This window comes from Marinobacter sp. SS5-14b (assembly GCF_030541005.1).
Taxonomy (GTDB): domain Bacteria; phylum Pseudomonadota; class Gammaproteobacteria; order Pseudomonadales; family Oleiphilaceae; genus Marinobacter.
Map to the genome: position 1 here is coordinate 31,687 of NZ_JASSVM010000009.1, position 25,037 is coordinate 56,723.

Sequence of the window (25,037 nt, forward strand, 5' to 3'; positions counted from 1 at the left end):
CGCCCTTGGCATACCTTTAGCGAATTCGTTCTGGCGGGCGAGGGATCGCCTGTGCCCGCCGGTTACGCATCCCGAAACCTGCCGTTTTGATGGCAGCGGGGCGCCGATTCTGGCGCCCCGACTTTCGGTGTTGCGTTACTTCTTTTTGCGGCGGTTGGCGATGTGAATCGCGCCACCAGCAACGGCCAGAGCCGCTTCATGCACAGACTCGGACAGAGTCGGGTGCGCAAAGCAGGTCAGGGCCAGATCTTCAGCACTGGAACCGAATTCCATGGCGATGACACCCTGGGCAACGATTTCAGACGCCTGCGGGCCAACCACGTGGAAGCCCAGAATACGGTCGGTCTTCGCGTCTGCGATGATTTTGACCATGCCACCCGTCGAATTGGCGGCCATGGCACGACCATTGGCCGCAAACGGGAAGGTGCCCACATTGTATTCTTCACCTTCGGCTTTCAGCTGCTCTTCGGTCTTGCCAACCCAGGCAACTTCCGGCGCGGTGTAGATTACGTTGGGGATGCAGTCGTAATTGACCTGCGGCTTGTGGCCTGCGATACGCTCGGCAACCATCACGCCCTCTTCAGACGCTTTGTGAGCCAGCATTGGGCCACGAACGATATCGCCGACAGCCCAGACGCCCGGCGCTTCGGTCTTGCAGTTGTCATCGACAAAGATGAACCCGCGCTCATCCAGCTTGACACCGGAATCCTCAGACAGCAGCCCATCCGTATAAGGCCGACGGCCAACCGCGACGATCAGCTTGTCAAACTTGACCTCTTGCTTGCCCTTGGAATCCTCGTAGTTCACGTAAACCAGCTTGCGCTTGACTTCAGCACCGGTCATACGAGCACCGGTAATGATGTTCAGGCCCTGCTTTTTGAAGTGCTTGAGAGAATCCTTGGCGATCTGCTGATCGACAACCGGCAGGAAGGTGTCCTGCGCCTCCAGAATGGTCACTTCCGCACCCAGGCGAGCCCATACACTACCGAGCTCGAGGCCGATAACACCAGCGCCGATAACGCCCAGACGCTTGGGCACTTCCGTGAACTCCAGTGCGCCCTCGGAATCGACGATGTAATCGCCGTCGAACGGCGCAGGCGGAATTTCGATCGGCTTGGAGCCGCTGGCAAGAATCACGTTATCCGCTTCGTAAGTCTTGGTTTTACCGTCTTTATCGGTGACCTCGACCTTACGGCCCGCCAACAATTTACCGTGACCATGAATTGACGTTACACCGTTCGCTTTGAACAATCCGCCAATACCGCCGGTCAATTGTTTAACGATACCGGCTTTGCGTTCCATCATCTTGGCGACGTCAATTTCAACGCCCTTCGCCATGATACCCATGGACTCGTAATCGTGGCTGGCTTCCTCAAACTTGTGAGTCACTTCCAGCAGCGCCTTGGACGGTATGCAACCAACATTCAGACAGGTACCACCCAGCACCTGGCTTTTGCCGTCTTCGGCTGTCCAGGATTCGACACAGGCGGTCTTCAAACCCAGTTGCGCGGCTTTGATCGCTGCCACATATCCACCGGGGCCAGCACCAATGACAATGACGTCGTACTTATCGGACATAATCTTTCCTGTTCTCAGATTCGGTGAATGTCAGCTTACACGTCCAGCAGAATGCGAGCCGGGTCTTCAAGCATTTCCTTGATGGCCACCAGGAACTGCACGGCTTCCTTACCATCGATCATGCGGTGATCGTATGACAGTGCCAGGTACATCATCGGCAGAATTTCAACCTTGCCGTTCACCGCCATCGGGCGCTCCTGGATCTTGTGCATACCCAGGATGGCGGTCTGCGGCGGGTTCAGGATCGGCGTCGAGATCAAGGAACCGAAAATACCGCCGTTGGTGATGGTAAAGGTACCACCGGTCATGTCTTCAATGCCGAGTTTGCCGTCTTTCGCCTTGGTGCCGTATTCGACAATTTTCTTCTCGATATCAGCCAGCCCCAATGCATCGACGTCACGAACAACCGGTACCACCAGGCCACGGTCAGTGGAAACGGCAACGCCGATGTCCTGATAACCGTGATACACCATGTCGTTGCCATCGATAGACGCGTTCACGGCCGGGAAGCGCTTCAAAGCTTCGGTCGCCGCCTTGGTGAAGAACGACATGAAGCCCAGCTTGATACCGTGACGTTTCACGAAGCTTTCCTGGTACTGCTTACGCAGCTCCATGATCGGCGCCATGTTCACTTCGTTGAAGGTGGTCAGCATCGCTGCCGTTTGCTGAGCGTCAACCAGACGCTTGGCAATGCTGGCCCTCAGGCGAGTCATCGGAACACGCTTTTCCGGACGCTCGCCCGGCGCCATGCTCACTTCCGGCATGGCTGCTGGCTTGGCCGCCGCTGGCGCGCTGGATTTACTGCTGGCCACATGGTTCTGAACGTCTTCCTTGGTCACACGGCCGTCTTTGCCTGTGCCTTTGACCGCAGCCGGATCAACGTTATTTTCCTCGGCCAGTTTACGTGCCGCCGGGCTCAGGATGGCGTCTCCGGAAGCAGCGTCTTCCTTGGGCGCTTCCGCCTTTTCGTCAGGCTTGCTCTCAGCAGGCTTGGATTCACCGGCCGCACCGGCCTTGAACTTGCCGATCACTTCACCGCTTTCGCAGGTGTCGCCTTCGCCTTTCAGGATTTCTTCAATCACACCATCGGCCGGCGCAACCACTTCCAGCACAACCTTATCGGTTTCGATATCGACAATCAGCTCGTCTCGGGAGCAGGCTTCACCCGGCTGCTTGTGCCAGGTCGCGACGGTGCCTTCGGCAACCGACTCAGGGAAAACTGGGGCTTTAATCTCTGTTGACATTACGGATCCTTAGTTCGGTAGCTCGTCAGATTTCGAACGCGTCGTTGACCAGTTTCTTCTGCTCTTCGATGTGCACAGACATGTGCCCACAGGCTGGAGCAGCAGAGGCGTCACGACCGGCATACTGAAGATAGAGTTTCGGGTTCAGGCGCTGCAGCGCATTGCGCATATGATGCTGACTGCAGTACCAGGCGCCCTGGTTCATCGGCTCTTCCTGACACCAGACCACATGCTTGAGCTTGGGGTACTGGCTCAGAAGTTCATCCAGATCGTCACCCGGGAACGGGTACAGCTGCTCGATCCGCACGAGGGCAACGTCATCACGCTCATCTGTCTTCTTCTTTTCCAGCAGATCGTAGTAAACCTTGCCACTGCACATCACCAGGCGCGTTACTTTCTTCGGATCAGAGGGCTCTTTCTCCGGCAACACGGTCTGGAAGGTGCCAGACGTCAGATCATCAAGGCTGGATATCGCTTCTTTATGGCGCAGCAGGCTCTTGGGTGTAATCGCCACCAGCGGCTTGCGCAACGGGCGCTTCACCTGGCGACGCAACATATGGAACACCTGCGACGGCGTGGTCGGAACACACACCTGAATATTGTGCTCCGCACTCAACTGCAGGAAGCGCTCCATACGAGCCGAACTGTGTTCCGGGCCCTGCCCCTCGTAACCGTGCGGCAACAGCAACGTCAGACCACACAGACGGCCCCACTTATGCTCACCGCTGGTCAGGAACTGATCGATCACCACCTGGGCACCGTTGGCGAAGTCGCCAAACTGCGCTTCCCAAACAATCAATGCATCCGGCTTGGTCGTTGAGTAGCCATACTCGAACGCCATAACGGCTTCTTCGGAAAGAAACGAATCATAGATATCAAACTTGGGCTGATCTTCAGCAAGTTCTTGCAGGGAAACGTGCGTGGAACCGTCTTTCTGGTTATGCAGCACGGCGTGGCGGTGTGAGAAGGTACCACGGCCAACATCCTGACCGGTCAGGCGGATCGGATGGCCTTCATTCAGCAGGGTGGCATAAGCCATCATCTCACCGTAGCCCCAGTTCAGAGACAGGGCACCGGCGGTCATCTTTTCCCGATCGTTGACGATTTTGGAAACCTGACGCTGAATACTGAACCCTTCGGGCACCTGGGTCAGCTTCTTGCCAAGTTTCTGAACCGTTTTAGGCGCAACACTGGTCTTGCACTTGGCAGTCCACTCATGGCCGAGATACGGCGCCCAATCAACGTACAGCTCTTTGTTTGGTTCTTTCACCAGCGACTTGACCACGTGCTCGCCTTTATCAAGCGCATCACGGTAGTCGGTTTCCATCTGCTTGGCTTCTTCTTCGCTGATCACCCCGGCGGCAACCAGTTGCTCGGCATAAATACCCCGAGTGGTGTTCAGCTTGCGAATTTTCTCATACATCAGCGGCTGGGTTGCTGCCGGCTCGTCCGCCTCGTTATGGCCGCGACGGCGGTAACAAACCAGATCGATCACCACGTCCCGCTTGAACTCGTTGCGGTAATCCATGGCCATCTGAGTAACAAACATGACCGCTTCAGGATCATCTGCGTTCACGTGCAGGATCGGCGCCTGAACCATTTTCGCCACGTCGGTACAGTATTCTGTCGAACGGGCGTCTTCCTGCTTGCTGGTGGTGAAGCCTACCTGGTTGTTGATCACAATATGGATAGTACCGCCTACCCCGAAGCCCCGGGTCTGGGACATCTGGAAGGTTTCCATGACCACACCCTGACCCGCAAATGCAGCGTCACCGTGCATTACAATTGGTAGCACCTTACTGCCGTCGGTGTCTCCACGACGATCCTGGCGGGCACGTACCGAACCGACGACAACCGGCGAAACGATCTCGAGGTGTGACGGGTTAAACGCCATCGCCAGGTGAACTTCGCCACCCGGAGTCATTACGTTGGAGGAGAAACCCTGGTGATACTTCACGTCACCGGAACCGGAATCCGCGAGCTTTTTGCCCTCAAATTCATCAAACAGCTCTTTCGGGTTTTTACCAAGGGTATTAATCAAAACGTTCAGGCGGCCACGGTGCGCCATGCCCAGAACAATCTCTTTGGTGCCGTAGGAACCCGCACGCTGGATAAGCTCATCCAGGCACGGAATCAGGCTTTCGCCCCCTTCCAGACCAAAACGTTTGACGCCCGGATAACGGGAGCCAAGGTATTTTTCAAGGCCTTCTGCCGCAGTCAGGCGCTCCAGAAGATGCTTACGGGTTTGCGTCTCATACTCCGGACGGGACCTTACCGGCTCCATACGCTGTTGAAACCAGCGCTTGATGCGGGTATCCACCACATGCATGTATTCTGCGCCAATACTTTTACAGTAGGTCTGGCGCAGGCCTTGAACGATGTCTCCGAGCTTCATGGTCTCGGAGCCGAAATTCAGGGAACCGGTCTGAAATTCCAGGTCAAGATCGGATTCACCCAGTTCATGGAAAGACGGATCAAGATCCTCAACAGGCTCGCGCTGCCAGACACCAAGTGGGTCAAGCGTGGATTCCTGATGACCGCGAAAACGGTAAGCGTTAATCAGCTGTAGAACACGGATCTGCTTTTTGTCAGCGTCAGTGGTGGCACTGGCCGGCACGCCGCCATTGGCCAGGAAACGCTGATTGCGGGAGATATGCTCGAACTGTTCGCGGATGGATGAGTGGACCACATCACGGCCGTGATGGCCGTCGACACTGGGGAGTTTGTCAAAGTAACTCCGCCACTCTTCAGGAATTGCGTTCGGGTCTGTCAGGTAGGTTTCAAAAAGCTGTTCAACATAGGCCAGATTTCCACCCTGCAAGTGGGAAGTCTGCCATAACTGCTCCATGATGCTTTCGTGCATTTTGAATAGCTCACCTTGGGCTGGTGCGGGGGAGCGAGTATGGTCGGCCAGGGGTAATTCTCAGTCAATACGGGATATTACGGCATGACTTATGGCCACCACACCCTGCAAGGATGTTTTCCGTCCCCAGTGATTTTTTATACTCAGCGACACCACCCGACATCCTGGATAAGGCGACCGGGCAGCAGACGTAAGTTTGCACCCCGGTAAGACTTTTGACTATAAGCCTTTGGTTGAAGGCCCCGCATAAGCGAGGCCTTCAAGGGGTGCCAACTGGCATCAAAACACCAGTATAGCTGGTTCTGCTCAGTTTGCCGGTCAGGTGGCTCGCTGAAGCAGAAGATTCCGTATATGCCCGATGGCTTTGGTAGGGTTCAAGCCCTTCGGACAGACACTGACGCAGTTCATGATGCCCCGGCAGCGGAACACGCTGAACGGATCGTCCAGGTTCTCAAGACGCTCCGCCTGCGCGGTGTCACGACTGTCCGCCAGGAAGCGGTAGGCTTGCAGCAGACCAGAAGGCCCAATGAACTTGTCCGGGTTCCACCAGAAGGACGGACAGGCAGTAGAGCAGCACGCACAGAGAATACACTCGTACAGACCGTCCAGCTTTTCACGCTCTTCCGGAGACTGCAGGCGCTCAATAGCAGGCGCCGGCTTATCGTTAACCAGGTACGGCATGACCTTTTCGTACTGCTTGTAGAAAAGACCCATATCCACGACCAGGTCACGGATCACCGGCAGACCTGGCAGCGGACGCAGAACCAGTTTGTTGTTCTTGACCACGTCCGAGACCGGCGTGATACAAGCCAAACCGTTCTTGCCGTTCATGTTCATACCGTCAGAGCCGCAAACACCCTCACGGCAAGAACGACGGTAGCTCATAGAAGGATCTTTCTCCTTCACGAGATTGAGAACATCCAGCACCATGAGATCCTTACCTTCCGGGATCTCAACCTCTACATCCTGCATGTAAGGGGCATTATCGGCTTCTGGGTTATAGCGATACAGACTTACCAACATATTCAGGATCTCCCCTTAGTAGGTCCGGATTTTCGGCTCGAAGGTCGGAACAGTCTTCGGCGCAAAGTTCACGTCACGCTTGCCCACGCGCTTATCGAGCGGGAAGTACATGGAATGCTTCAGCCAGTTCTCGTCGTCACGCTCGGTGAAGTCGTTACGGGCATGCGCACCACGGCTTTCTTTACGCTCGTTCGCCGAAATCGCAGTTGCCAGCGCCACCTCGTAAAGGTTGTCCAGCTCCAGTGCTTCGATACGCGCTGTGTTGAAGGCTTTACTGGTATCAGCCAGCTTGGTCTTACGCACGCGCTCACCGATGGCTTCCAGTTTCTTCAGACCTTCTTCCATGCTCTTTCCGTCACGGAATACGCCAAAGTAAAGCTGCATGCAGTTCTGCAGATCCTTGCGGACCTTCGCGACATCTTCACCTTCAGAAGCCGTATCCAGACGATCCAGACGAGCCATGGCACGTTTGATGTCTTCATCGCTGGCACCGTCGACGTCGAAACCGCCGCGAATCTGTTCTTCAATGTGCAGGCCAGCAGCCCGGCCAAAGACAACCAGGTCCAGCAACGAGTTGCCGCCCAGACGGTTAGCGCCGTGAACAGACACGCAGGCAGCTTCACCGCAAGCGAACAGGCCAGGGATTGGCTGGTCGTTGCCGTTTTCGTCCTGGGTCAGCGCCTGGCCACCAACGTTGGTCGGGATACCGCCCATCATGTAGTGACAGGTCGGCACCACCGGAACCGGCTCTTTTACCGGGTCCACGTGGGCAAAGGTACGGGACAGCTCACAAATGCCGGGCAAACGCAGGTTCAGAGTTTCTTCACCCAGGTGATCCAGCTTCAGCAAAACGTGATCCTTTTCGGGACCACAACCACGGCCTTCCAGAATCTCGAGAACCATGGAACGGGCTACCACATCGCGGCCAGCAAGATCTTTCGCGTTTGGCGCATAACGCTCCATGAAACGCTCACCTTCGGAGTTGATCAGATAACCACCCTCTCCGCGGCAACCCTCTGTCACCAGCGTACCCGCGCCGTAGATACCGGTCGGGTGGAACTGCCACATTTCCATATCCTGCACCGGGAAGCCTGCACGCAGCGCCATGCCGATACCGTCACCGGTATTGATCAGGGCATTGGTTGTAGACGCATAGATGCGACCTGCACCACCCGTCGCCAGTACCGTAGCCTTGGCTTTGATGTAGGCCACTTCACCGGTTTCGATTTCAATCGCAACAACACCAACCACTTCGTTCTTGGCGTTCTTGACCAGATCAACCGCATACCACTCATTCAGGAAGCTGGTACCGCCTTTCAGGTTCGCCTGATAGAGCGTGTGCAGCAGAGCGTGACCAGTACGGTCAGCAGCGGCACAGGTACGCGCGGCCTGAGTAGGATCATCCGGGCCTTTGGACTGACCACCGAACGGACGCTGATAGATACGGCCCTGCTCAGTACGTGAGAACGGCAAGCCCATGTGCTCAAGCTCGAAGACTGCCTGCGGACCTACAGAACACATGTATTCGATCGCGTCCTGGTCACCGATGTAGTCGGAGCCCTTGACGGTGTCATACATGTGCCAGCGCCAATCGTCGTTGGGATCAGCACTTGCGATCGCACAGGTAATACCGCCCTGGGCAGATACCGTGTGCGAGCGGGTCGGGAATACTTTAGTGATACACGCGGTGTTAAGACCGGACTCTGTCAGCTGCAGGGCGGCTCGCATACCGGCTCCGCCACCACCAATCACAATCGCGTCGTAAGACATGGTTTTGATGTTAGCCATCTATTAAAGCCCCCAAAGAATCTGAATGCCCCAAACTACATACACAAACATCACGAGTACGCAGGCCGCCTGAAGCAGGAAACGCGGCATCGCTGGTTTGATATAGTCGGTAGAAACTGTCCACAGGCCAACCCATGCGTGCCCTGCAATCGACAGCAACGCAAGCAGACTGAAAATCTTGAACCATCCCTGACCGAAAAGCGCTGACCAAGCCTGGTAATCGACATCCGTCGTCACAAAAAAGCCCAGGAGGAACAGTGTGTACAGAGCCAGGATGTAAGCAGTAGCGCGCTGGATGATCCAGTCCTGAATCCCGTTACGACCGATGTTCGTTACACTATTCATGCCCATACCCAGACTCCTGCCAGAATAATGAGAACAATGGAAACCACTAGCGTGATTTTCGCGGCAAGGCGACCACTTTCAAGCTCTTCGCCAACACCCGCGTCCATCAGCAAATGCTTGATGCCCGCGACGAGATGGTACAGCAGAGCAGACAGGATGCCCCAGGTAATCAGCTTTGCCAGGAAGCTGTCCAGCAGTTCATTCACACGATTGAAGCCATCTTCTCCGGACAGGGAGAGATCCAGGCCGTACATCAGAAAGGCAACACCCACAAAGATGATGATGCCGCTGATGCGATGCAGGATCGAAGTAATGGCTGGCAGCGGGAAATGGAACTTGCCGAGATCGAGATTTACTGGTCGTTTGCTATTCACAGCGCTCTCACACTCTCTCTTGGTTCCGCAAAGCCGAAAATCCGGCAGCGGATGGTTAGTATGTTGGGATCGGAGAATCGTTACGATACCGATAACCGATTGGTTCAGGAGGGCGGATGACAACCAGATAGCTTGCTATGCTGGAGCCTGCAGGCAGGCGCATCCCCGATTCCGGGCTACGGATTATAAGGAGACGCCCCGGTAATTACAAACTTGCAACCGGCCCGAAAGCCTTGCCTGCCGCCTGCCAGCCCCCTCTTTTTGGCTTATTGACAAAACCGTTTCAGGCCCGCAAGCGCCGGAACTGCACCCTTCGCGATTCAATCTCCACCACTCAATTCAGGGTTTTCCAACCCAATAGATTGACAAAAAAAGCTGACACCCTATATTTTGCCGCCAGTTTTGCGATAATACGCGCCTTCTTGCGCACCTTATATAAATGCAAAAAGCTGTTACAGCTAATCAAACAGGAGAGCAACATGACCGACAGGAAAGCCACGCTCTCGGTGGGAGACAAGTCCATTGAGCTTCCGGTTTACTCCGGCACCGTCGGCCCTGACGTTATTGACGTACGCGGCCTAGTCCAGGAAGGCGTTTTCACATACGATCCCGGTTTCGTCTCCACGGCAGCCTGCGAATCAGCCATTACCTACATTGATGGCGCCAACGGCGTATTACTGCACCGGGGCTACCCTATCGATCAGCTCGCCGAGCAGTCCGATTTCCTCGAAGTTTGCTACCTGCTCCTCAACGGTGAGCTACCGAATGAGGATGAAAACAAAGCTTTCCACGAAACCATCAAAAACCACACCATGCTGCACGATCAGATGCGCAATTTCTTCAACGGCTTCCGCCGTGATGCGCACCCGATGGCCATTATGTGTGGTGTTGTAGGCGCCTTGTCGGCGTTCTATCACGACCAGATGGACGTATCGGACCCCAAACAGCGTGAAATCACCGGCCATCGCCTGATTGCGAAAATGCCCACGATCGCTGCATGGTGCTACAAATACTCCATGGGTCAGCCGTTCATGTATCCTCGGAACGATCTGTCCTACGCAGAAAACTTCCTGCACATGATGTTTGGCACGCCTTGCGAAGACTACAAGCCAAACCCTGTTCTGGCTAACGCTATGGACAAGATCTTCATCCTGCACGCAGATCACGAGCAGAATGCATCAACATCGACCGTTCGCCTGGCAGGCTCCACGGGCGCTAACCCCTACGCCTGCATCGCATCTGGCATTGCAGCCCTTTGGGGCCCTGCTCACGGCGGTGCAAACGAAGCCGTTCTGGATATGCTGGCCGAAATTGGCGATGTATCCAACATCGATACCTTCATCGCCAAAGCGAAAGACAAAGACGATCCTTTCCGCCTGATGGGCTTTGGTCACCGGGTCTACAAGAACTTCGACCCACGCGCCAAAGTGATGAGCGAAACTGCGCACCAGGTTTTGAAGGAACTCGGCCTTGAAAACGATCCGCTGCTGAAGATCGCCCAGCGCCTTGAGCAGATTGCTCTGGAAGACGAATACTTCGTCCAGCGCCAGCTGTACCCGAACGTCGACTTCTACTCCGGCATTATCCTGAAAGCTATCGGTATCCCAACATCCATGTTTACCGTTATTTTCGCGATGTCCCGGACCATCGGCTGGTTCTCCCACTGGAACGAAATGGTCAGCGGCAACAACCGGATTGGTCGCCCGCGCCAGCTTTACACTGGCTCACCCAAGCGCGACTACCCCAAGAAGTAATTGCCCGGCACCAACCGGGAAACACAAAAAGGCCGCTGAAATCAGCGGCCTTTTTGTACACAGGAACCTGTCAGTTCCAGACGCTCATCTCGAGAGCACGTTCACCGACATGCAGCCGGCAACAGCTCAACGGATACGTTCTGACCATAACACATCCAGGTTAACCCGGAATCCGATACAGTCGGCTCAAGCACGATGTATTCCGGCTCGCCCAGCTCATCAGTTCCCATCTCTATGCCAATGATGCCGTCGTCATAGACATCAATAGAGAAGGAGTTGGCCGGATCATCAAGCGTTGCCTCCGGATACCCCAAATCCTGCATGGCAACAGGCCACATCTGGTTATCCGCCACATACCCGTCTATCGCATCCCGAACTTCCAGAGCACTGGAGTAGGCCGTCTGATAGCGAACACGCTCCACATATTCCTGATATTGGGGAATGGCAACAGCCGCCAGAATACCAACCACTGCAACCACTACCACCAGGGACGCAACACCCCCGCCACCGACGCCAAGACGCGGGATAAACAGCGCCAGAAACCAGGCCAACAGACTGCGGCGAGGGTGCGACACCTCCCTACCCTCGGAAAGTGCCACCGCCGTTGCCATTCGCTTCGTGAGCCAGGGGTAATCGCCCGTCAGTTCATTGAACGACATCCAGAATCCGTTGGTCACTGAAACCTGCTGGATATAAGCGTCAATATTCATGGTCTTCCAGCGAGTATCACCCGCAGCAATGGCCGCCAACGCCGCTTTGATGTCGTCGGGAGACTGGCAGCACGCCACCCCATACCGGTCGCAGGTATACTCTTCCGCTCTGCGCAACGCAGGACCAATGACCGGAAGCCAGCCCCCGGTCATCAGGAACGGATCCCAGGACAAATGTTTACGGTGAATGTGGCCGAGTTCATGGCCAATGTAGAAATCGATGGCACCGGGCTGATCCTCCAGCGCATCAACAACATCCGTGAACAGCACCACAAAATGGCGCCCCAGAAACTTCGTTGCCAACGCGTTAAAAAAATCCGTTCGCAACAGATAAGCCTCCGGCACTTCCCTTAAGCCCACCTTCTGACAGCACCGCACCAGGCTGTCGTGAAGATCGGGGTACTGTTCTTTACTTATCCGGACACCAGAGCCTTTCAGGTGCGAGATGAAGGCTGAGTGTGCAAAAAGAAAGAACACATAGCCAAGCAGCAAATAGACCAGCAGTATTCCAAAGGTACCCAAAAACAAGGCAAGCCAAACGATCGCAGCAACAACCGCCGTTATCAGAACCAGCGGCTTTTCATTTTTATAAACCAAATTCATTGTATTCCCTCAACAAAAAACTGCAGGACAGCAAACAGCATCTGTCCTTTTTCGGTTAAACCGCAGGAATACAAAGGGCCGTGGTGGGAAATTGAACATGGCGTGGCGAACTTTGTGCGTCCTTGCAGCAAGCGCCCGAAGTATAGGAAGGCAACAGTTTCAAGTCCATGAATTCAGTGCATTTCACCAACCGGCACCTCCACAATGTGACCTGGCTCAACTATCGTACCCGTGCAGTAATTCGGCTATCCTCAATCTCAGGACGCGGGCGTCCCAGTGCAAACTCAGAAGCCATACAGGAGCATTGAACAATGTCGTTAACAGCCACTTTTATCGGCCTGGGCGTTATGGGCTACCCCATGGCAGGTCACCTGGTCAAAGCAGGCCTGTCTGTAAGAGTCTGGAATCGATCACCGGAGAAAGCACAACAGTGGGCGTCCGAACATTCGGGAGTTGCCTGCAGCACCATTGCCAGCGCCGTCCAGGGCGCCGACTTCATCATCACCTGTGTCGGCGCGGACAGAGATCTGGTCGCCATTTACGAAGGTAAAGACGGCATTATTTCCAACGCGCCGGCAGGTGCCGTGCTGATTGACCACACAACAGCTTCGGCGGGCATCGCCGAGCACTTGGCGGCACTTTCGGTCCAGGCCGGGCTAGGTTTTGTTGATGCACCGGTATCCGGTGGGCAGCAAGGCGCAGAAAACGGCCAGCTGACCATCATGTGCGGAGGACACGATGACGATTACAATAAAGCCGCACCGATCATGCAGCACTATGCCCGCGCCATGAACCTGATGGGCCCCGCCGGCAGTGGCCAGAGAACAAAGATGGTAAATCAGATAGCCATTGCAGGCCTGGTCCAGGGGCTGTCTGAAGCGCTGCATTTTGCCGAGCAGGCCGAACTGGATGTACGCAAAGTGGTGGATGTCATCTCCAAGGGGGCAGCACAATCATGGCAGATGGAGAACCGCTCAGGCACCATGATTGATCACCAGTTCGAGCACGGATTTGCCGTGGACTGGATGCGCAAGGACCTGGGCATTTGTCTGGATGAAGCTCGCCGCAACGGCTCAAAACTGCCGGTTACGGCCCTGGTAGACCAATTCTACGGCGATATACAGGACATGGGAGGTCATCGCTGGGATACGTCTTCATTGATCCAGCGACTTCGAAAAAAATAACGCTTTACCAAGGAAAGGCCGAACGCTCGGTTAACCACGAAACCCGCGAACAAAGAGTAAAGTAAACACTTTGTTTCCCGGGTTTCGTGGCTAAAAAATCACTTCTTCTTGTCTCTAGGTACCCAGCGCCCGTTTTCATACCAGGCAGACCAGCCCGTCGCTTTGCCGTCTTGCTCCGACATCACGTACTGCTCCTTGGACTTCCTGCTGTACCGAATTACCGTCGGGTTGCCCTCGGGGTCTTTCTCCGGGGCGTCCATCAGGTAATCGTACTTCGGGTCGATTTCCTTACGGTGCGGCTTGATTTCCATCACCAGCGGCGGCCTGGTTTCCCGGTTTTTGGGGAACTTGCTGGCCGCCAGGAACAGACCCGAGGCACCGTCACGCAGCACGTATGTGTCATCGACCTTCTGACACGCTAACTCTGGCATCGGCACCGGGTCCATCTTGGGTGGCGCCGGCTCTCCGCTCTTCAGCAGCTTGCGTGTGTTCTTACACTCATCGTTGGTGCAACCGAAGTATTTTCCAAAGCGACCCGTCTTCAACTGCATCTCCGAGCCGCACTTGTCACACTCCAGCGTCGGTCCATCGTAGCCTTTGATCCGGAAAGTACCCTGCTCTACCTCATACCCGGAACAGTCGGGATTGTTACCGCACACGTGGAGCTTACGAGTCTCATCCACCAGGTAGCTGTCCATGGCGGTACCGCACTTACCACAGCGACGCTTTTTCCGGAGCAAGCGGGTTTCGCCCTCGCCTTCCACATCTTCATCGGCACTGACCACTTCATCGCCGGAGACCAGATTGATTGTGGTTTTGCAGCGTTCCTTCGGGGGTAGCGAGTAACCCGAACAACCCAGGAACACACCCGTACTGGCAACCCGTATCTGCATGTTCCGACCACAACTCGGACACGCTATATCGGTTTCTGTCGGGCTGTTTGCCCGCATACCACCTTCCGGTTGCTCAGCACTTTCAAGCTGATTACGGAACTTGGCGTAAAAATCATTGAGCACTTTCTTCCAATTCACAGCGCCACCGGCGATGTGATCCAACTCGCCCTCCAGGCGCGCCGTGAAATCGTAATCCATCAGGTTCGGAAAGGATTCCGCAAGACGCTCAGTAACGATCTCACCCATCTTTTCAGCGTAGAATCGGCGATTCTGTAACCGCACATAACCCCGATCCTGAATCGTCGAAATAATCGATGCGTAGGTGGAAGGCCGGCCAATACCCTGCTTCTCAAGCTCCTTCACCAGACTCGCTTCCGTGTAGCGGGGCGAAGGCTTGGTAAAGTGCTGGGTTGGATCAAGTTTCTTGAGATCCAGAACCTCATCAACTTTGATATCGGGCAGCGCCACGTCTTCATCTTTTTTAGCGGACTGGGGGGCGGCCTTCAAAAAGCCTTCAAACTTGACGATACGGCCGCGGGTCCGCAACTCGTAATCACCGTTAGCCACCACAATCGAGGTGCTCAGGAACTCGGCATCGGCCATCTGGCAAGCAATAAACTGACGCCAGATCAGGTCGTAGAGCTTCTCTGCGTCTTTTTCCAGACCGGAGATGTCGGTAGGCCGGCGAGACACATCCGATGGACGGATGGCCTCGTGGGCCTCCTGAGCACCCTCTTTGCTGCCGTACAGGCGGGGGCTGTCTGGTAGGTAGCGCTCACCGAACTGTTTTTGAACGAACTCGCGACAACTGGCAACCGCGTCCTGGCTCAGGTTGGTGGAGTCAGTACGCATGTAGGTAATGTAACCAGCCTCATAGAGGCGCTGTGCCAGCATCATGGTCTTTTTGACGCTGAAGCCCATCCGGTTACTGGCCGCCTGCTGCAACGTCGACGTAATGAAGGGCGCGGAAGGCTTTGAGCGCGTCGGTTTGTCTTCGCGCTTGGCAACCTTGAAGCCACCCTCCTTGAGACGAGCCACATGCTCGTTGCTCTGAGCTTCGCTCACCGGCCGATACGGCTTATCGTTATGGCGCGTCACCTCGAAGCGCACGGGCTCTTTGGCACCGGCGGCACCGAGGTCGGCATGTAATTGCCAGAATTCTTCAGGAATAAATTTCCGGATTTCCCGCTCACGCTCAACAATCAAGCGAACCGCAACCGACTGCACTCGCCCGGCCGACAAGCCGCGGGCAATTTTTGCCCACAACAGGGGCGACACCATATAGCCCACTACCCGATCGAGAAAGCGGCGGGCCTGCTGGGCATTTACACGGTCATTATCCAGGCTTCCTGGATCTTTAAAGGCTTCCTGGATGGCACGCTTGGTGATCTCGTTAAACACCACCCTGCGGTATTTTTCCGGCTCACCACCGATGGTCTCCTGAAGGTGCCAGGCAATGGCCTCCCCTTCTCTATCCAAATCCGTCGCGAGATAGATATGATCGGCAGACTTGGCGAGGCGCTTCAATTCACTGACGACTTTTTCCTTGCCCGGCAGAATTTCGTAACGGGCACTCCAGTCGTGATCCGGGTCAACACCCATACGCGCAACCAGCTGCTCCCTGGACTTGCGCTTTTTGTGTTCAACCTTTTCTTCCGGACTCAATTTTCGGGTGACTGCAGCCTGCTTGGCCCTCTCTTTCGGGTCCGACTGACTGCCGCTACCACTGACCGGCAGGTCACGAATGTGGCCGACACTGGACTTAACAATAAAATCCGAGCCCAGGTACTTGTTGATGGTCTTCGCTTTCGCTGGCGACTCGACAATAACGAGACTTTTACCCATATCGGAGATCTATATCCTTGGCGATAAATCGGTTAAGCGCTGAACAAACCGCAAACTCGCATAAAAATCAGGCAACTGGAAAACATAAGGCTGCCATTGTGTATAGGCTCACTGTTTTACAGGGTCAAGAATAGCAAGACAACCCATTCTTTGACTTCAGTCATCCTTTTTTTGAAATATTGGCACCTGATCGCCACACCACAAACAGGAAGGCCCGGCAAAAGCCGGGCCTCCTGAATACGCGTAACCGATTCTAACTAGCCGATCAGAGGCGTTCCCATACTGTTGCAATACCCTGGCCCAGGCCGATACACATGGTGGAAACACCAAGCTTACCGCCTTTGGCCTGCATCACGTTCAGCAGAGTTGTGGAGATACGGGCACCAGAGCAGCCCAGCGGATGGCCAAGAGCAATCGCGCCGCCGTTCAGGTTAACCTTCTCTTCCATTACACCCAGCAGTTTCAGGTCTTTCAGAACCGGCAGGGACTGGCCAGCGAAGGCTTCGTTCAGCTCCCAGAAGTCGATATCTTCAACTTTCAGGCCTGCACGCTTCAGCGCCTTCTTGGTCGCTGGAACCGGACCGTAACCCATGATCGCGGGATCACAGCCGGCAACCGCCATGCTGCGAATCTTGGCAATCGGGGTGAGACCCAGTGCCTGAGCACGCTCAGCAGACATCAGCACCATAGCGGAGGCACCGTCAGTCAGCTGTGAAGAGGTACCTGCTGTTACAGTACCGTTCTTCGGATCAAACGCCGGGCGCAGCTGGCCGAGGGACTCAGCCGTGGTTTCCGGACGAATGGTCTCATCTTCTTCGATCAGCTTCACAAAGCCGTTTTCATCGTGACCTTCGATCGGAACGATTTCGTTCTTGAAGCGGCCTTCGACGGTGGCTTCGTGTGCCAGGCGATGAGAGCGAGCACCGAACTCGTCCTGCTGCTCACGGGTAATACCGTGCATCTTTGCCAGCATTTCCGCGGTCAGGCCCATCATGTTGGACGCCTTGGCGGTGTACTTCGAGGCGGCCGGGTTGTGGTCAAAGCCGGCAGTCATGGGTACGTGACCCATGTGCTCGACACCACCCACCATGAACACATCACCGTTGCCAGTCTGAATAGCCTGGGCCGCGGTGTGGATCGCGCTCATCGCAGAGCCGCACAAACGGTTAACGGTCTGGGCAGCAGACTCATGAGGGATACGGGTCAACAGAGAAATCTGCCGCGCCACGTTAAAGCCCTGCTCTTGAGTCTGGTTTACACAGCCCCAGATCACATCTTCTACTTCTTTCGGGTCGAGCTTAGGGTTGCGCTCGAACAGTGCGTCGATCAGCGCAGCCGACAGGGTCTCCGCACGCACGTTGCGGAAACAACCGTTTTTGGCACGACCCATCGGAGTCCGCACGCAATCGACGACGACAACGTCTCTCGGATTAAGGCTCATAGATCTTTCTCCGTTCGGAAATCTCGTTCAGGGTTAGCCAAAGAACTTTTTGCCAGTCTTGGCCATTTCACGCAGCTTCTCGGTCGGATGATACAAAGGACCAAGGTCTGCAAACTTGTCTGCCAGTTCAACGAACTTGTCTACACCCAAATCGTCGATGTAGCGCAGGGCACCACCACGGAACGGCGGGAAGCCGATACCGAAGATCAGGCCCATATCCGCGTCGGCCGGATCTTCCACGATGCCGTCTTCCAGGCAGCGCACAGTTTCCAGGCAAAGCGGGATCATCATGCGAGCAATGATGTCTTCTTCGCTGAACTCATTCTTGCCCTGAACAACCGGCTCAAGCAGCTTGTAGGTCTCTTCATCAACAACCTTCTTCTGCTTGCCTTTGCGATCCAGTTCGTACTTGTAGAAGCCAACGTTGTTCTTCTGACCATAACGGTTGTTATCAAACATCACGTCAATGGCAGTGGTTTCTGCGTGTTTCATACGATCCGGGAAGCCGTCGGCCATCACATCGCCGGCGTGCTTGCCGGTATCCATGCCAACCACGTCCAGCAGATAGGCGGGGCCCATCGGCCAGCCGAACTTTTCCATCACCTTGTCAACTTGCTGGAAATCCGCGCCGTCACGAACCAGGCCAACAAAACCGCCGAAGTAAGGGAACAGTACACGGTTAACCAGGAAGCCCGGGCAATCGTTGACAACGATCGGAGTCTTGCCCATGGCCTTGGCATAAGCCACGGTGGTCGCGATAGCACGATCACTGGTCTTCTCGCCGCGGATAACCTCAACCAGCGGCATCATGTGCACCGGGTTGAAGAAGTGCATGCCACAGAAGTTTTCCGGACGCTTCAGGTTTTTCGCCAGAAGGTTGATGGAAATTGTGGAGGTGTTGGAGGTGATGATGGCGTCATCGCGAACCATTTCTTCGGTTTCACGCAGAACGGCATCTTTCACTTTCGGGTTTTCAACAACCGCTTCAACAACCAGGTCTACGTTCTTGAAATCACCGTAGTTCAGGGTCGGAGTGATGTTGTTAAGAACGTCTGCCATCTTGCCGGCATCCATCTTGCCCTTATCCACACGCTTGGTCAGCAGCTTCTTGGCTTCGCTCAGGCCCAGCTTGATGCCGTCCTGATTGATGTCCTTCATGATGATGGGCGTGCCCTTCAGGGCAGACTGGAAGGCCACACCGCCACCCATGATACCGGCACCGAGTACAGCAGCCAGTTTCACATCAGAGGCTTCTTTTTCCCAGGCGCTGGCTTTCTTCTTCAGAGCCTGATCGTTCAGGAACAGACCAACCAGACACGCCGCAACATTGGTCTTGGCCATTTTAGCGAAGCCCTTGGCCTCTACTTCAATGGCTTTGTCGCGGGTCATGCCAGCATGCTTCTGCATGGTCTTGATGGCTTCCACCGGCGCCGGATAGTTCTTGCCAGCTTTGCCGGCCACGAACGCCTTGGAAATCTCGAACGCCATCATGCTTTCCATGGCGTTGAGCTTGATTTTGCCTTTCTTTTCTTCACGACGAGCCAGGTTATCCAGCTTGCCTTCGTTGCACTGCTTGATAATTGCAACAGCAGCATCAACCAGCTTGTCTGCTTCAACCACTGCATCAACGGCGCCCACTTTCAGAGCGGCGTCTGCGCGGTTTTCTGTGCCGCCGGCGATCCATTCAACAGCGTTATCCACACCGACAAGACGGGACAGACGTACAGTACCGCCGAAGCCCGGGAAGATGCCCAGCTTGACCTCAGGCAGACCAACTTTGGCCTTGGACGCCATGACACGGTAATCCGTCGCCAGACACATTTCGAAACCACCGCCCAGTGCGATACCGTTGATGGCAGTAACGGTCGGGAACGGCAGATCTTCAATGGCATTAAATACTTCGTTCGCCTTCAGGTTGTTGGCAACGAGGTCTTCCTCGGAACCTGCAAACAGCTCGGTGAACTCGGTGATGTCTGCACCAACAATAAAGCTGTCCTTGGAGCTGGTAACCACCAGGCCCTTCAGGTTCTTCTGGGATTTGAGTGCTTCAGCTGCGGCGCCCAGCTCTTCGATGGTGAGGCGGTTGAACTTGTTGACTGACTCGCCTTGCAAGTCAAAGTCCAACTGAGCAATCCCACCGTCGATCTCTTTAACCGTGATGGCTTTACCTTCGTAAATCATCAACTGATCTCCAGTCTGTGTTTGAAACTGCTGACAGCCATTCGACGTTATCCGTCATCATGACTGCTTTTGCAGCGAGATTTCGGTCACTGCCCGATCTTTCCGATCCAAAATTCATACAGTCGTTTGAATCTTGAGGGCACACGATGAAAAAAAATGGAGCATTTGTCAATTTGTTTCTTCAGGGAGCCTGTAGAAAACAATGAGGAGAAATTTGTGACAGCTGGAAACTACTTGATTAGCCAGCAAAGTTACTTTAACTTCGGGGTACGACTTTAGTCCACAATAATAAAACCGCATTACGGAGACTCATCCGATGAAAGACGCTCGCCTGAGCATACTGTCCCTGGTAACCGCGCTGTTTCTGCTCTCACTGACTGCGGTTAGCGCTAAAGCCCAGGAAACCAGCGCAGAATTCCTCTCAGACCTGCATGATTTCCGAATCAGCAACTACATGGCACTGGATGCCTTTTACAGCTTCAGCGCGACGGGCGATACCGACACCCTCAACCGAATTGTCGTTAGCATCAACAACGCCAATGACTCGATGAACTCCGTTATCTCAAGCACCAGCGGCGTTCTGTCGGAAGATCAGGTAGAAGGATTAAACCAGGAGTTTGATCAATTCAAAAACCTGATGCGGGGTAACATCAACGAAGTCCGCGACCGCGGCTACCCAGACCTCCGACTCATGGCAGACCTCGCTACCCAGGCCTCAAACCTGAACAATCAAGCTTCGGAGCTGTACGCCATTTCACAGGAAAAAAGCGGCGTGGCCACCAGTGATCGCGTTGAGTCAGCAAGATCCGCGGCGGTGATCATGGTTCAGATGATGTCGCGCTATGCGGCCAGGAGCAACTCCTCAGTCTCCCAGACCTTTCAAGGCGCATCCTCCGACGTCCCCCTGGATGAACAAGCCATAGCCTTCGAGAAACAACTCTCTAGTGCGCGCTCTGGCTCTCCAACCGGTGAACTGAAAGCCGCTCTGGACGATGTGGCTGCAAAATGGCAATTTATTCGCAGCTCCTACATCAATTACAACGACAACAACGTGTCATTCATCATAGATCGTTACTCAAAGGGCATTATCGAAGGACTCGAAAACGCCATTGATCTGATGGGTACCACGAGCTGACCCTGTAATCCGGGGGCTGGCAAGTTGCTTACCCCCGACAATTTCCCTTCAGATTGACGCCGGTCAGAATGCCCCCGCTCTTCCCTCGGTAGCTTAACGGTACTATTCTTGGTTTATCCCCCCTACACACAAAGGAGTGAACCCATGCCCACTTACAAGCGAATGCTGGTTGCGATTGACCTGACGGAAGAAGCCCCGCAGGTTCTGGAGAAGGCGAAAGCCGTTTGCGACGCTCACGGCGCCAAGCTGATGCTTGTGCATGTGGTTGAACCGGTCGGGTACGCCTATGGCGGTGACATACCGATGGACCTCTCTGAGCTTCAAGATCAGCTGGACAAAGCGGCCAGAGAGCAGCTTGGAAAATACGGGGAACAATACGGCGTCGGTAGAGAAGACCAGGTGGTTACGGTAGGTCGCCCCGAGTCCGAGATTCATCGACTGGTCAAAGAGCACCAGGTGGATTTGGTCATCGTGGGCAGTCACGGCCGCAAAGGCTTCCAGCTGCTGCTGGGTTCAACCGCAAACGGCGTATTGCACGGCACAGAGTGTGATGTGCTCGCTATCCGGATTCACTGATAGCACACAACAGGCACGGTAAGAGGAGGCTCATGCCTCCCCTTTCATCCGTGCCTGAAGCTTTCTTAGCTGACTTTCGAGTGACACACTGACACTGGATGCCATTGAGAAGAAGTTAAGCAACGCCTTCAGATTGCTATCCCCCTTGCAGACCGCGTGAATGCGCTGCCACAGAGCCTGGTTGACCAACTGCAGCTTTTGATTGCGTTGCACCAGTCCTGCCAACTCCCAGTCCGGCTCTTGCTGATTTCGCTTGGCGAACAGCTGTTGCAGTAGATAATGCCCGACACTGCGCATGACGAATTCGTCGCTGTTGGCAAACGGCAAATGATGCAACGCCATGGGCTTCAACTCAGCCAGTATCGGACAGCCACTGGTCGCCATTTTTACGCCCAGCAATGACCGTAACGACTCTTCCAGGGTGGTTTGCTTAAAATAGGAGCGGCGCTCGTCAGTCACCGTCACATCGACTTTCTGATAGGCATCTTCTTCTTTGAACGCCTCAACCACTGGAAGAATTTCAGTAGCAGCCGGGCAATAGGTCACTTCACCTTTTTTCAACGGGCAACTGGAACACTGGCAGTGCTCCAACCGCACCCATGCCGGCATTTGTTGACCCGCGGGAATCGCCGGAGACTCACCGGTAACCCGAAAATCAATATTCCGACCATCCTGAAATTTAAAATTGTAATTAATATTCATTGGTTAGCCTGCTCTTCCAACTCCATCCACCTTTCAATAACCGACTCAAGCCGGGATTCCGTTTCCGACAATTGTTCCAGAGTGGCCGATACCTCTTCCGGTGGGCATGAATAAAATTCCGGGGCAGACACCCTACCCTGCAGCTCTGCAACCCGTGATTCCAGCTGCTCAATCATAGCGGGCAACTGCTCCAGCTCAAGCTTAAGCTTGTAACTCAGCTTAACGGTTTTCTGTTTTGACGACTGCCCCACAGTCCCGGCAGCTGAAGCGGCTTTATTGGTGGAATTGTAGTCTTTGTCACGCTTATCCTGCTTATCCGGACGGCTGCCCGAGGTTTCAGCGGGAAAGCGTCCACCTTGCCGGCGCCAGTCGCTGTATCCGCCAACAAACTCATGGACGGAACCGGTACCGTCCAGGAAGATAATGTCAGTGACTACGTTATCCAGAAACTCCCGGTCGTGACTGATCACAATCACGGTTCCCTTGAACTCTGACAACTGCTCTTCCAACAACTCCAGGGTTTCAACATCAAGGTCGTTAGTGGGTTCGTCCAGCACGAGAATGTTGGCCGGTTTACTGAACAGCTTCGCCAACAGCAAGCGGGCCCTTTCGCCACCAGAAAAGACACTGACCGGGGAGCGAGAGCGCTCGGGGGTGAACAAGAATTCCTGCAGATAACCCAGCACGTGCTTGCTCTGGCCATTAATATCGATAAACTCCCGGCCCTCTGACAGGTTATCCAGAGCGTTACGCTCCAAATCCAGCTCACCACGCAGCTGATCAAAATAGGCAACCTGCAGGTTGGTGCCGAGCCGGATACTGCCTTCGGTGGGCTCCAGCTCACCCAGGAGCAGCCGCACCAGAGTGGTCTTGCCGGTCCCGTTCTCACCGACCAGGCCAATCTTGTCACCGCGGAGCACGGTCAGATCAAGATCCTTGATAACCGGTGGTTGCTCAGGGTACGCAAACACAGCATGACTGGCTTCAGCCACCAACTTTCCTGACCTCGCCGCTTCTTCGACCGAAAAGCTCGCTGTTCCTCCCCGAACACGGCGCTGCCGGTGTTCATCACGCATCGCTTTTAACGAACGTACACGGCCCATATTTCGGGTCCTGCGGGCTTTGATGCCCTGCCTTATCCAGACCTCTTCCTGCTTAAGGCGCTTGTCAAACAGCGCGTTCTGGCGCTCCTCTTCCTCCAGCGCCTTTTCCTTGAGCTCAAGGTACTTGTCGTAAGACGCAGAGAAGCTCACCAGCTGCCCACGGTCCAGCTCCACGACCCGGGTAGCCATGCGGCGAATAAACGCGCGGTCATGGCTGACAAACAGCATGGCACCACGAAATTGCGTGAGCGCATCTTCCAGCCAGGCAATGGCGGGTACATCCAGGTGGTTGGTCGGCTCATCCAGCAGCAGAATGTCGGGTTCGGCGACCAGCGCTTTGGCAAGCAACACCCGCCTTTGCCAACCACCGGAGAGCGTGTTCAGAGTTCGTTCCGGGTCCACACCGTACTGACCGAGAATGGTGGTTACCTTTTGATCCAGGCGCCAACCATCCAGCGCTTCCAGCCGCTCCTGAACGTTCATCATACGCTCCATGCTGGCATCATCCACCTGGTGCGAAAGGTGGTGGAATTCAACCAGCAGCTCACCCGTTTCCGGAAACGCAGATGCGACGACGTCATAAGCCGTTCGGGCATCTCCCGAAGGCAGATTCTGCGGCAAAACAGAGAGCACAGAGCCCTCTTCAAAGCGAATGACGCCGCCGTCTGGCGTTACCTCGCCACTGACAATCTTCAGCAGCGTCGACTTGCCTTCGCCATTGCGCCCTAAAAGGCAAACCCGCTCTCCAGGCTCGATCAAAAGTGAGGCGCCATCCAGCAACGGATGCATGCCGAAAGCCAGGGAGATTTTATCCAGGGTTAATAAAGGCACTTTGTTAAACACTCCTGTCAATAAATAACAACACGATCTCCAACCGCCACTCTACCCTTACGCTGATGGACTGCATTCTGACCAAAAATCACCCCTTCCGGGGTTCGTCGGTAGGTGGACAGCGTCTTAAGCGGCTGGGTACCCGAATCCTTCACACCGGTATCCGGGTCGACCGTCGTCAGCACACACCGTGAGCACGGCTTGACCACTTGAAACCCGACCTCCCCGGCCTGTAGAGAACGCCAATCATCTTCAGCCCAAGGCTCGGCACCGGAAACCACAATATTAGGCCTGAACCGTCGGATATCGACCGGCCGTTCCAAGCGACCGTTCAGCTCATCCAGAGAGGACTGGTTCACCACGAGCAACGGAAAGCCGTCGGCAAAGCCTACACGCCGGGAGTCTGCCAAGCGTTCCGGATCAACTCTTCGGTAGGTTGAATCCGGCATGTAAACCAACCGCAAAGGCTGCGCACAGAACCGGCTTAAAGCGCTATCAACCTGTTCTTGACCAGGGCTTGCCGCAACGTCATCGCGCCAGACTCGAACCTGAAACGTCGCTGAACCTGGCTCCAACGCAAACGTACCCTCACCCGGGATGGTAATCTTCGCAACGTGCCCTGCCAGCTCGGTGGTGATAAGCGCCAGGCGTGGCAATGTTCTCTGCGTGACAAACTGGCCCTGCTCATCAACAATCATCCAGCGACGGTCCCCCGAAGGACCAAAGTCGTCCAGCTCAAACGCCGGAACCTGTATGCCTGCGAGCGATTTAACCGGATAGATAAATAGAGATTGCACTTTCATGTTGCGCTCTCGGAAGTATCGAATTCGTAAAATCAGGGAGACGAGTATAACTGACGCAAAT

General features: G+C 54.9%; 18 protein-coding genes. 4 read left to right on the forward strand and 14 right to left on the reverse strand.

What is annotated here, in order from left to right:
- Nucleotides 1-135: 135 nt before the first annotated feature.
- The 7 genes from lpdA to sdhC form a co-directional block, all read right to left on the reverse strand.
- Nucleotides 136-1,578, reverse strand: a complete 1,443-nt coding sequence (gene lpdA / locus QPL95_RS16100) for a dihydrolipoyl dehydrogenase (RefSeq protein WP_303291954.1) — start codon at nucleotides 1,576-1,578, stop codon at nucleotides 136-138.
- A gap of 35 nt (nucleotides 1,579-1,613) precedes the next feature.
- A complete protein-coding gene (gene odhB / locus QPL95_RS16105; protein WP_303291955.1) occupies nucleotides 1,614-2,822 on the reverse strand; it encodes a 2-oxoglutarate dehydrogenase complex dihydrolipoyllysine-residue succinyltransferase in 1,209 nt (402 codons plus the stop codon).
- A gap of 25 nt (nucleotides 2,823-2,847) precedes the next feature.
- Nucleotides 2,848-5,685 carry a 2-oxoglutarate dehydrogenase E1 component gene (locus QPL95_RS16110; protein ID WP_303291956.1) on the reverse strand — a complete coding sequence of 946 codons (2,838 nt, stop codon included), beginning with the start codon at nucleotides 5,683-5,685 and terminating at the stop codon, nucleotides 2,848-2,850.
- Between the two features lie 318 nt (nucleotides 5,686-6,003).
- Nucleotides 6,004-6,708 carry a succinate dehydrogenase iron-sulfur subunit gene (locus QPL95_RS16115; protein ID WP_303291957.1) on the reverse strand — a complete coding sequence of 235 codons (705 nt, stop codon included), beginning with the start codon at nucleotides 6,706-6,708 and terminating at the stop codon, nucleotides 6,004-6,006.
- Between the two features lie 15 nt (nucleotides 6,709-6,723).
- Nucleotides 6,724-8,496 carry a succinate dehydrogenase flavoprotein subunit gene (gene sdhA / locus QPL95_RS16120; RefSeq protein WP_303291958.1) on the reverse strand — a complete coding sequence of 591 codons (1,773 nt, stop codon included), beginning with the start codon at nucleotides 8,494-8,496 and terminating at the stop codon, nucleotides 6,724-6,726.
- A gap of 3 nt (nucleotides 8,497-8,499) precedes the next feature.
- Entirely contained in the window at nucleotides 8,500-8,847 is a 348-nt protein-coding gene (sdhD, locus tag QPL95_RS16125) for a succinate dehydrogenase, hydrophobic membrane anchor protein (RefSeq protein WP_303291959.1), read from the reverse strand.
- Complete coding sequence (gene sdhC, locus QPL95_RS16130) at nucleotides 8,838-9,215, reverse strand: succinate dehydrogenase, cytochrome b556 subunit (RefSeq protein WP_303291960.1); 378 nt, start codon at nucleotides 9,213-9,215, stop codon at nucleotides 8,838-8,840. Before sdhC ends, sdhD begins: the two co-directional genes overlap by 10 nt.
- A gap of 479 nt (nucleotides 9,216-9,694) precedes the next feature.
- Between sdhC and gltA the strand changes: the two genes are divergently transcribed.
- Nucleotides 9,695-10,969: a citrate synthase gene (gene gltA, locus QPL95_RS16135; RefSeq protein ID WP_303291961.1), complete on the forward strand. Its 1,275-nt coding sequence runs from the start codon at nucleotides 9,695-9,697 to the stop codon at nucleotides 10,967-10,969.
- Between the two features lie 101 nt (nucleotides 10,970-11,070).
- Here the strand turns inward: gltA and QPL95_RS16140 are convergent, their stop codons facing one another.
- Nucleotides 11,071-12,282, reverse strand: a complete 1,212-nt coding sequence (locus tag QPL95_RS16140) for a M48 family metallopeptidase (RefSeq protein ID WP_303291962.1) — start codon at nucleotides 12,280-12,282, stop codon at nucleotides 11,071-11,073.
- Between the two features lie 311 nt (nucleotides 12,283-12,593).
- Between QPL95_RS16140 and QPL95_RS16145 the strand changes: the two genes are divergently transcribed.
- Nucleotides 12,594-13,466, forward strand: a complete 873-nt coding sequence (locus tag QPL95_RS16145) for an NAD(P)-dependent oxidoreductase (protein ID WP_303291963.1) — start codon at nucleotides 12,594-12,596, stop codon at nucleotides 13,464-13,466.
- A 98-nt stretch (nucleotides 13,467-13,564) separates the two neighbouring features.
- Here QPL95_RS16145 and topA read toward each other — a convergent pair whose 3' ends face one another.
- The 3 genes from topA to fadB all read right to left on the reverse strand — a co-directional run bounded on the left by topA (nucleotide 13,565) and on the right by fadB (nucleotide 19,826).
- Nucleotides 13,565-16,204 (reverse strand): type I DNA topoisomerase, encoded by a 2,640-nt coding sequence (gene topA, locus QPL95_RS16150; RefSeq protein WP_303291964.1) that lies wholly within the window; start codon nucleotides 16,202-16,204, stop codon nucleotides 13,565-13,567.
- 265 nt (nucleotides 16,205-16,469) lie between these two features.
- On the reverse strand, nucleotides 16,470-17,645 hold the full coding sequence (gene fadA / locus QPL95_RS16155; RefSeq protein ID WP_303291965.1) for an acetyl-CoA C-acyltransferase FadA: 1,176 nt from the start codon (nucleotides 17,643-17,645) through the stop codon (nucleotides 16,470-16,472).
- 33 nt (nucleotides 17,646-17,678) lie between these two features.
- Nucleotides 17,679-19,826 (reverse strand): fatty acid oxidation complex subunit alpha FadB, encoded by a 2,148-nt coding sequence (gene fadB, locus QPL95_RS16160; protein WP_303291966.1) that lies wholly within the window; start codon nucleotides 19,824-19,826, stop codon nucleotides 17,679-17,681.
- Between the two features lie 316 nt (nucleotides 19,827-20,142).
- On the opposite strand from fadB, the gene QPL95_RS16165 reads away from it, so the two are divergent.
- Together QPL95_RS16165 and QPL95_RS16170 are read left to right on the forward strand one after the other, a co-directional pair.
- Nucleotides 20,143-20,961 carry a hypothetical protein gene (locus QPL95_RS16165; protein ID WP_303291967.1) on the forward strand — a complete coding sequence of 273 codons (819 nt, stop codon included), beginning with the start codon at nucleotides 20,143-20,145 and terminating at the stop codon, nucleotides 20,959-20,961.
- Between the two features lie 144 nt (nucleotides 20,962-21,105).
- A complete protein-coding gene (locus tag QPL95_RS16170; RefSeq protein WP_303291968.1) occupies nucleotides 21,106-21,537 on the forward strand; it encodes a universal stress protein in 432 nt (143 codons plus the stop codon).
- Nucleotides 21,538-21,567: 30 nt separating this feature from the next.
- Here QPL95_RS16170 and QPL95_RS16175 read toward each other — a convergent pair whose 3' ends face one another.
- The 3 genes from QPL95_RS16175 to QPL95_RS16185 are packed head-to-tail and all read right to left on the reverse strand — an operon-like array spanning nucleotide 21,568 to nucleotide 24,976.
- The gene (locus tag QPL95_RS16175; RefSeq protein WP_303291969.1) at nucleotides 21,568-22,239 is read right to left on the reverse strand and encodes a hypothetical protein; all 672 of its coding nucleotides are present in this window, start codon (nucleotides 22,237-22,239) and stop codon (nucleotides 21,568-21,570) included.
- A complete protein-coding gene (locus QPL95_RS16180; RefSeq protein ID WP_303291970.1) occupies nucleotides 22,236-24,173 on the reverse strand; it encodes an ATP-binding cassette domain-containing protein in 1,938 nt (645 codons plus the stop codon). Before QPL95_RS16180 ends, QPL95_RS16175 begins: the two co-directional genes overlap by 4 nt.
- 17 nt (nucleotides 24,174-24,190) lie before the next feature.
- Nucleotides 24,191-24,976 carry an MOSC domain-containing protein gene (locus QPL95_RS16185; protein ID WP_303291971.1) on the reverse strand — a complete coding sequence of 262 codons (786 nt, stop codon included), beginning with the start codon at nucleotides 24,974-24,976 and terminating at the stop codon, nucleotides 24,191-24,193.
- Between the last annotated feature and the right edge of the window lie 61 nt (nucleotides 24,977-25,037).

What these genes read in the sequence shown, in the direction of transcription:
- lpdA (WP_303291954.1), bottom strand. Translation starts at nt 1,578, where the DNA reads ATGTCCGATAAGTACGACGTCATTGTCATTGGTGCTGGCCCCGGTGGA.
- odhB (WP_303291955.1), bottom strand. Translation starts at nt 2,822, where the DNA reads ATGTCAACAGAGATTAAAGCCCCAGTTTTCCCTGAGTCGGTTGCCGAA.
- QPL95_RS16110 (WP_303291956.1), bottom strand. Translation starts at nt 5,685, where the DNA reads ATGCACGAAAGCATCATGGAGCAGTTATGGCAGACTTCCCACTTGCAG.
- QPL95_RS16115 (WP_303291957.1), bottom strand. Translation starts at nt 6,708, where the DNA reads ATGTTGGTAAGTCTGTATCGCTATAACCCAGAAGCCGATAATGCCCCT.
- sdhA (WP_303291958.1), bottom strand. Translation starts at nt 8,496, where the DNA reads ATGGCTAACATCAAAACCATGTCTTACGACGCGATTGTGATTGGTGGT.
- sdhD (WP_303291959.1), bottom strand. Translation starts at nt 8,847, where the DNA reads ATGGGCATGAATAGTGTAACGAACATCGGTCGTAACGGGATTCAGGAC.
- gltA (WP_303291961.1), top strand. Translation starts at nt 9,695, where the DNA reads ATGACCGACAGGAAAGCCACGCTCTCGGTGGGAGACAAGTCCATTGAG.
- QPL95_RS16140 (WP_303291962.1), bottom strand. Translation starts at nt 12,282, where the DNA reads ATGAATTTGGTTTATAAAAATGAAAAGCCGCTGGTTCTGATAACGGCG.
- QPL95_RS16145 (WP_303291963.1), top strand. Translation starts at nt 12,594, where the DNA reads ATGTCGTTAACAGCCACTTTTATCGGCCTGGGCGTTATGGGCTACCCC.
- topA (WP_303291964.1), bottom strand. Translation starts at nt 16,204, where the DNA reads ATGGGTAAAAGTCTCGTTATTGTCGAGTCGCCAGCGAAAGCGAAGACC.
- fadA (WP_303291965.1), bottom strand. Translation starts at nt 17,645, where the DNA reads ATGAGCCTTAATCCGAGAGACGTTGTCGTCGTCGATTGCGTGCGGACT.
- fadB (WP_303291966.1), bottom strand. Translation starts at nt 19,826, where the DNA reads ATGATTTACGAAGGTAAAGCCATCACGGTTAAAGAGATCGACGGTGGG.
- QPL95_RS16165 (WP_303291967.1), top strand. Translation starts at nt 20,143, where the DNA reads ATGAAAGACGCTCGCCTGAGCATACTGTCCCTGGTAACCGCGCTGTTT.
- QPL95_RS16170 (WP_303291968.1), top strand. Translation starts at nt 21,106, where the DNA reads ATGCCCACTTACAAGCGAATGCTGGTTGCGATTGACCTGACGGAAGAA.
- QPL95_RS16175 (WP_303291969.1), bottom strand. Translation starts at nt 22,239, where the DNA reads ATGAATATTAATTACAATTTTAAATTTCAGGATGGTCGGAATATTGAT.
- QPL95_RS16185 (WP_303291971.1), bottom strand. Translation starts at nt 24,976, where the DNA reads ATGAAAGTGCAATCTCTATTTATCTATCCGGTTAAATCGCTCGCAGGC.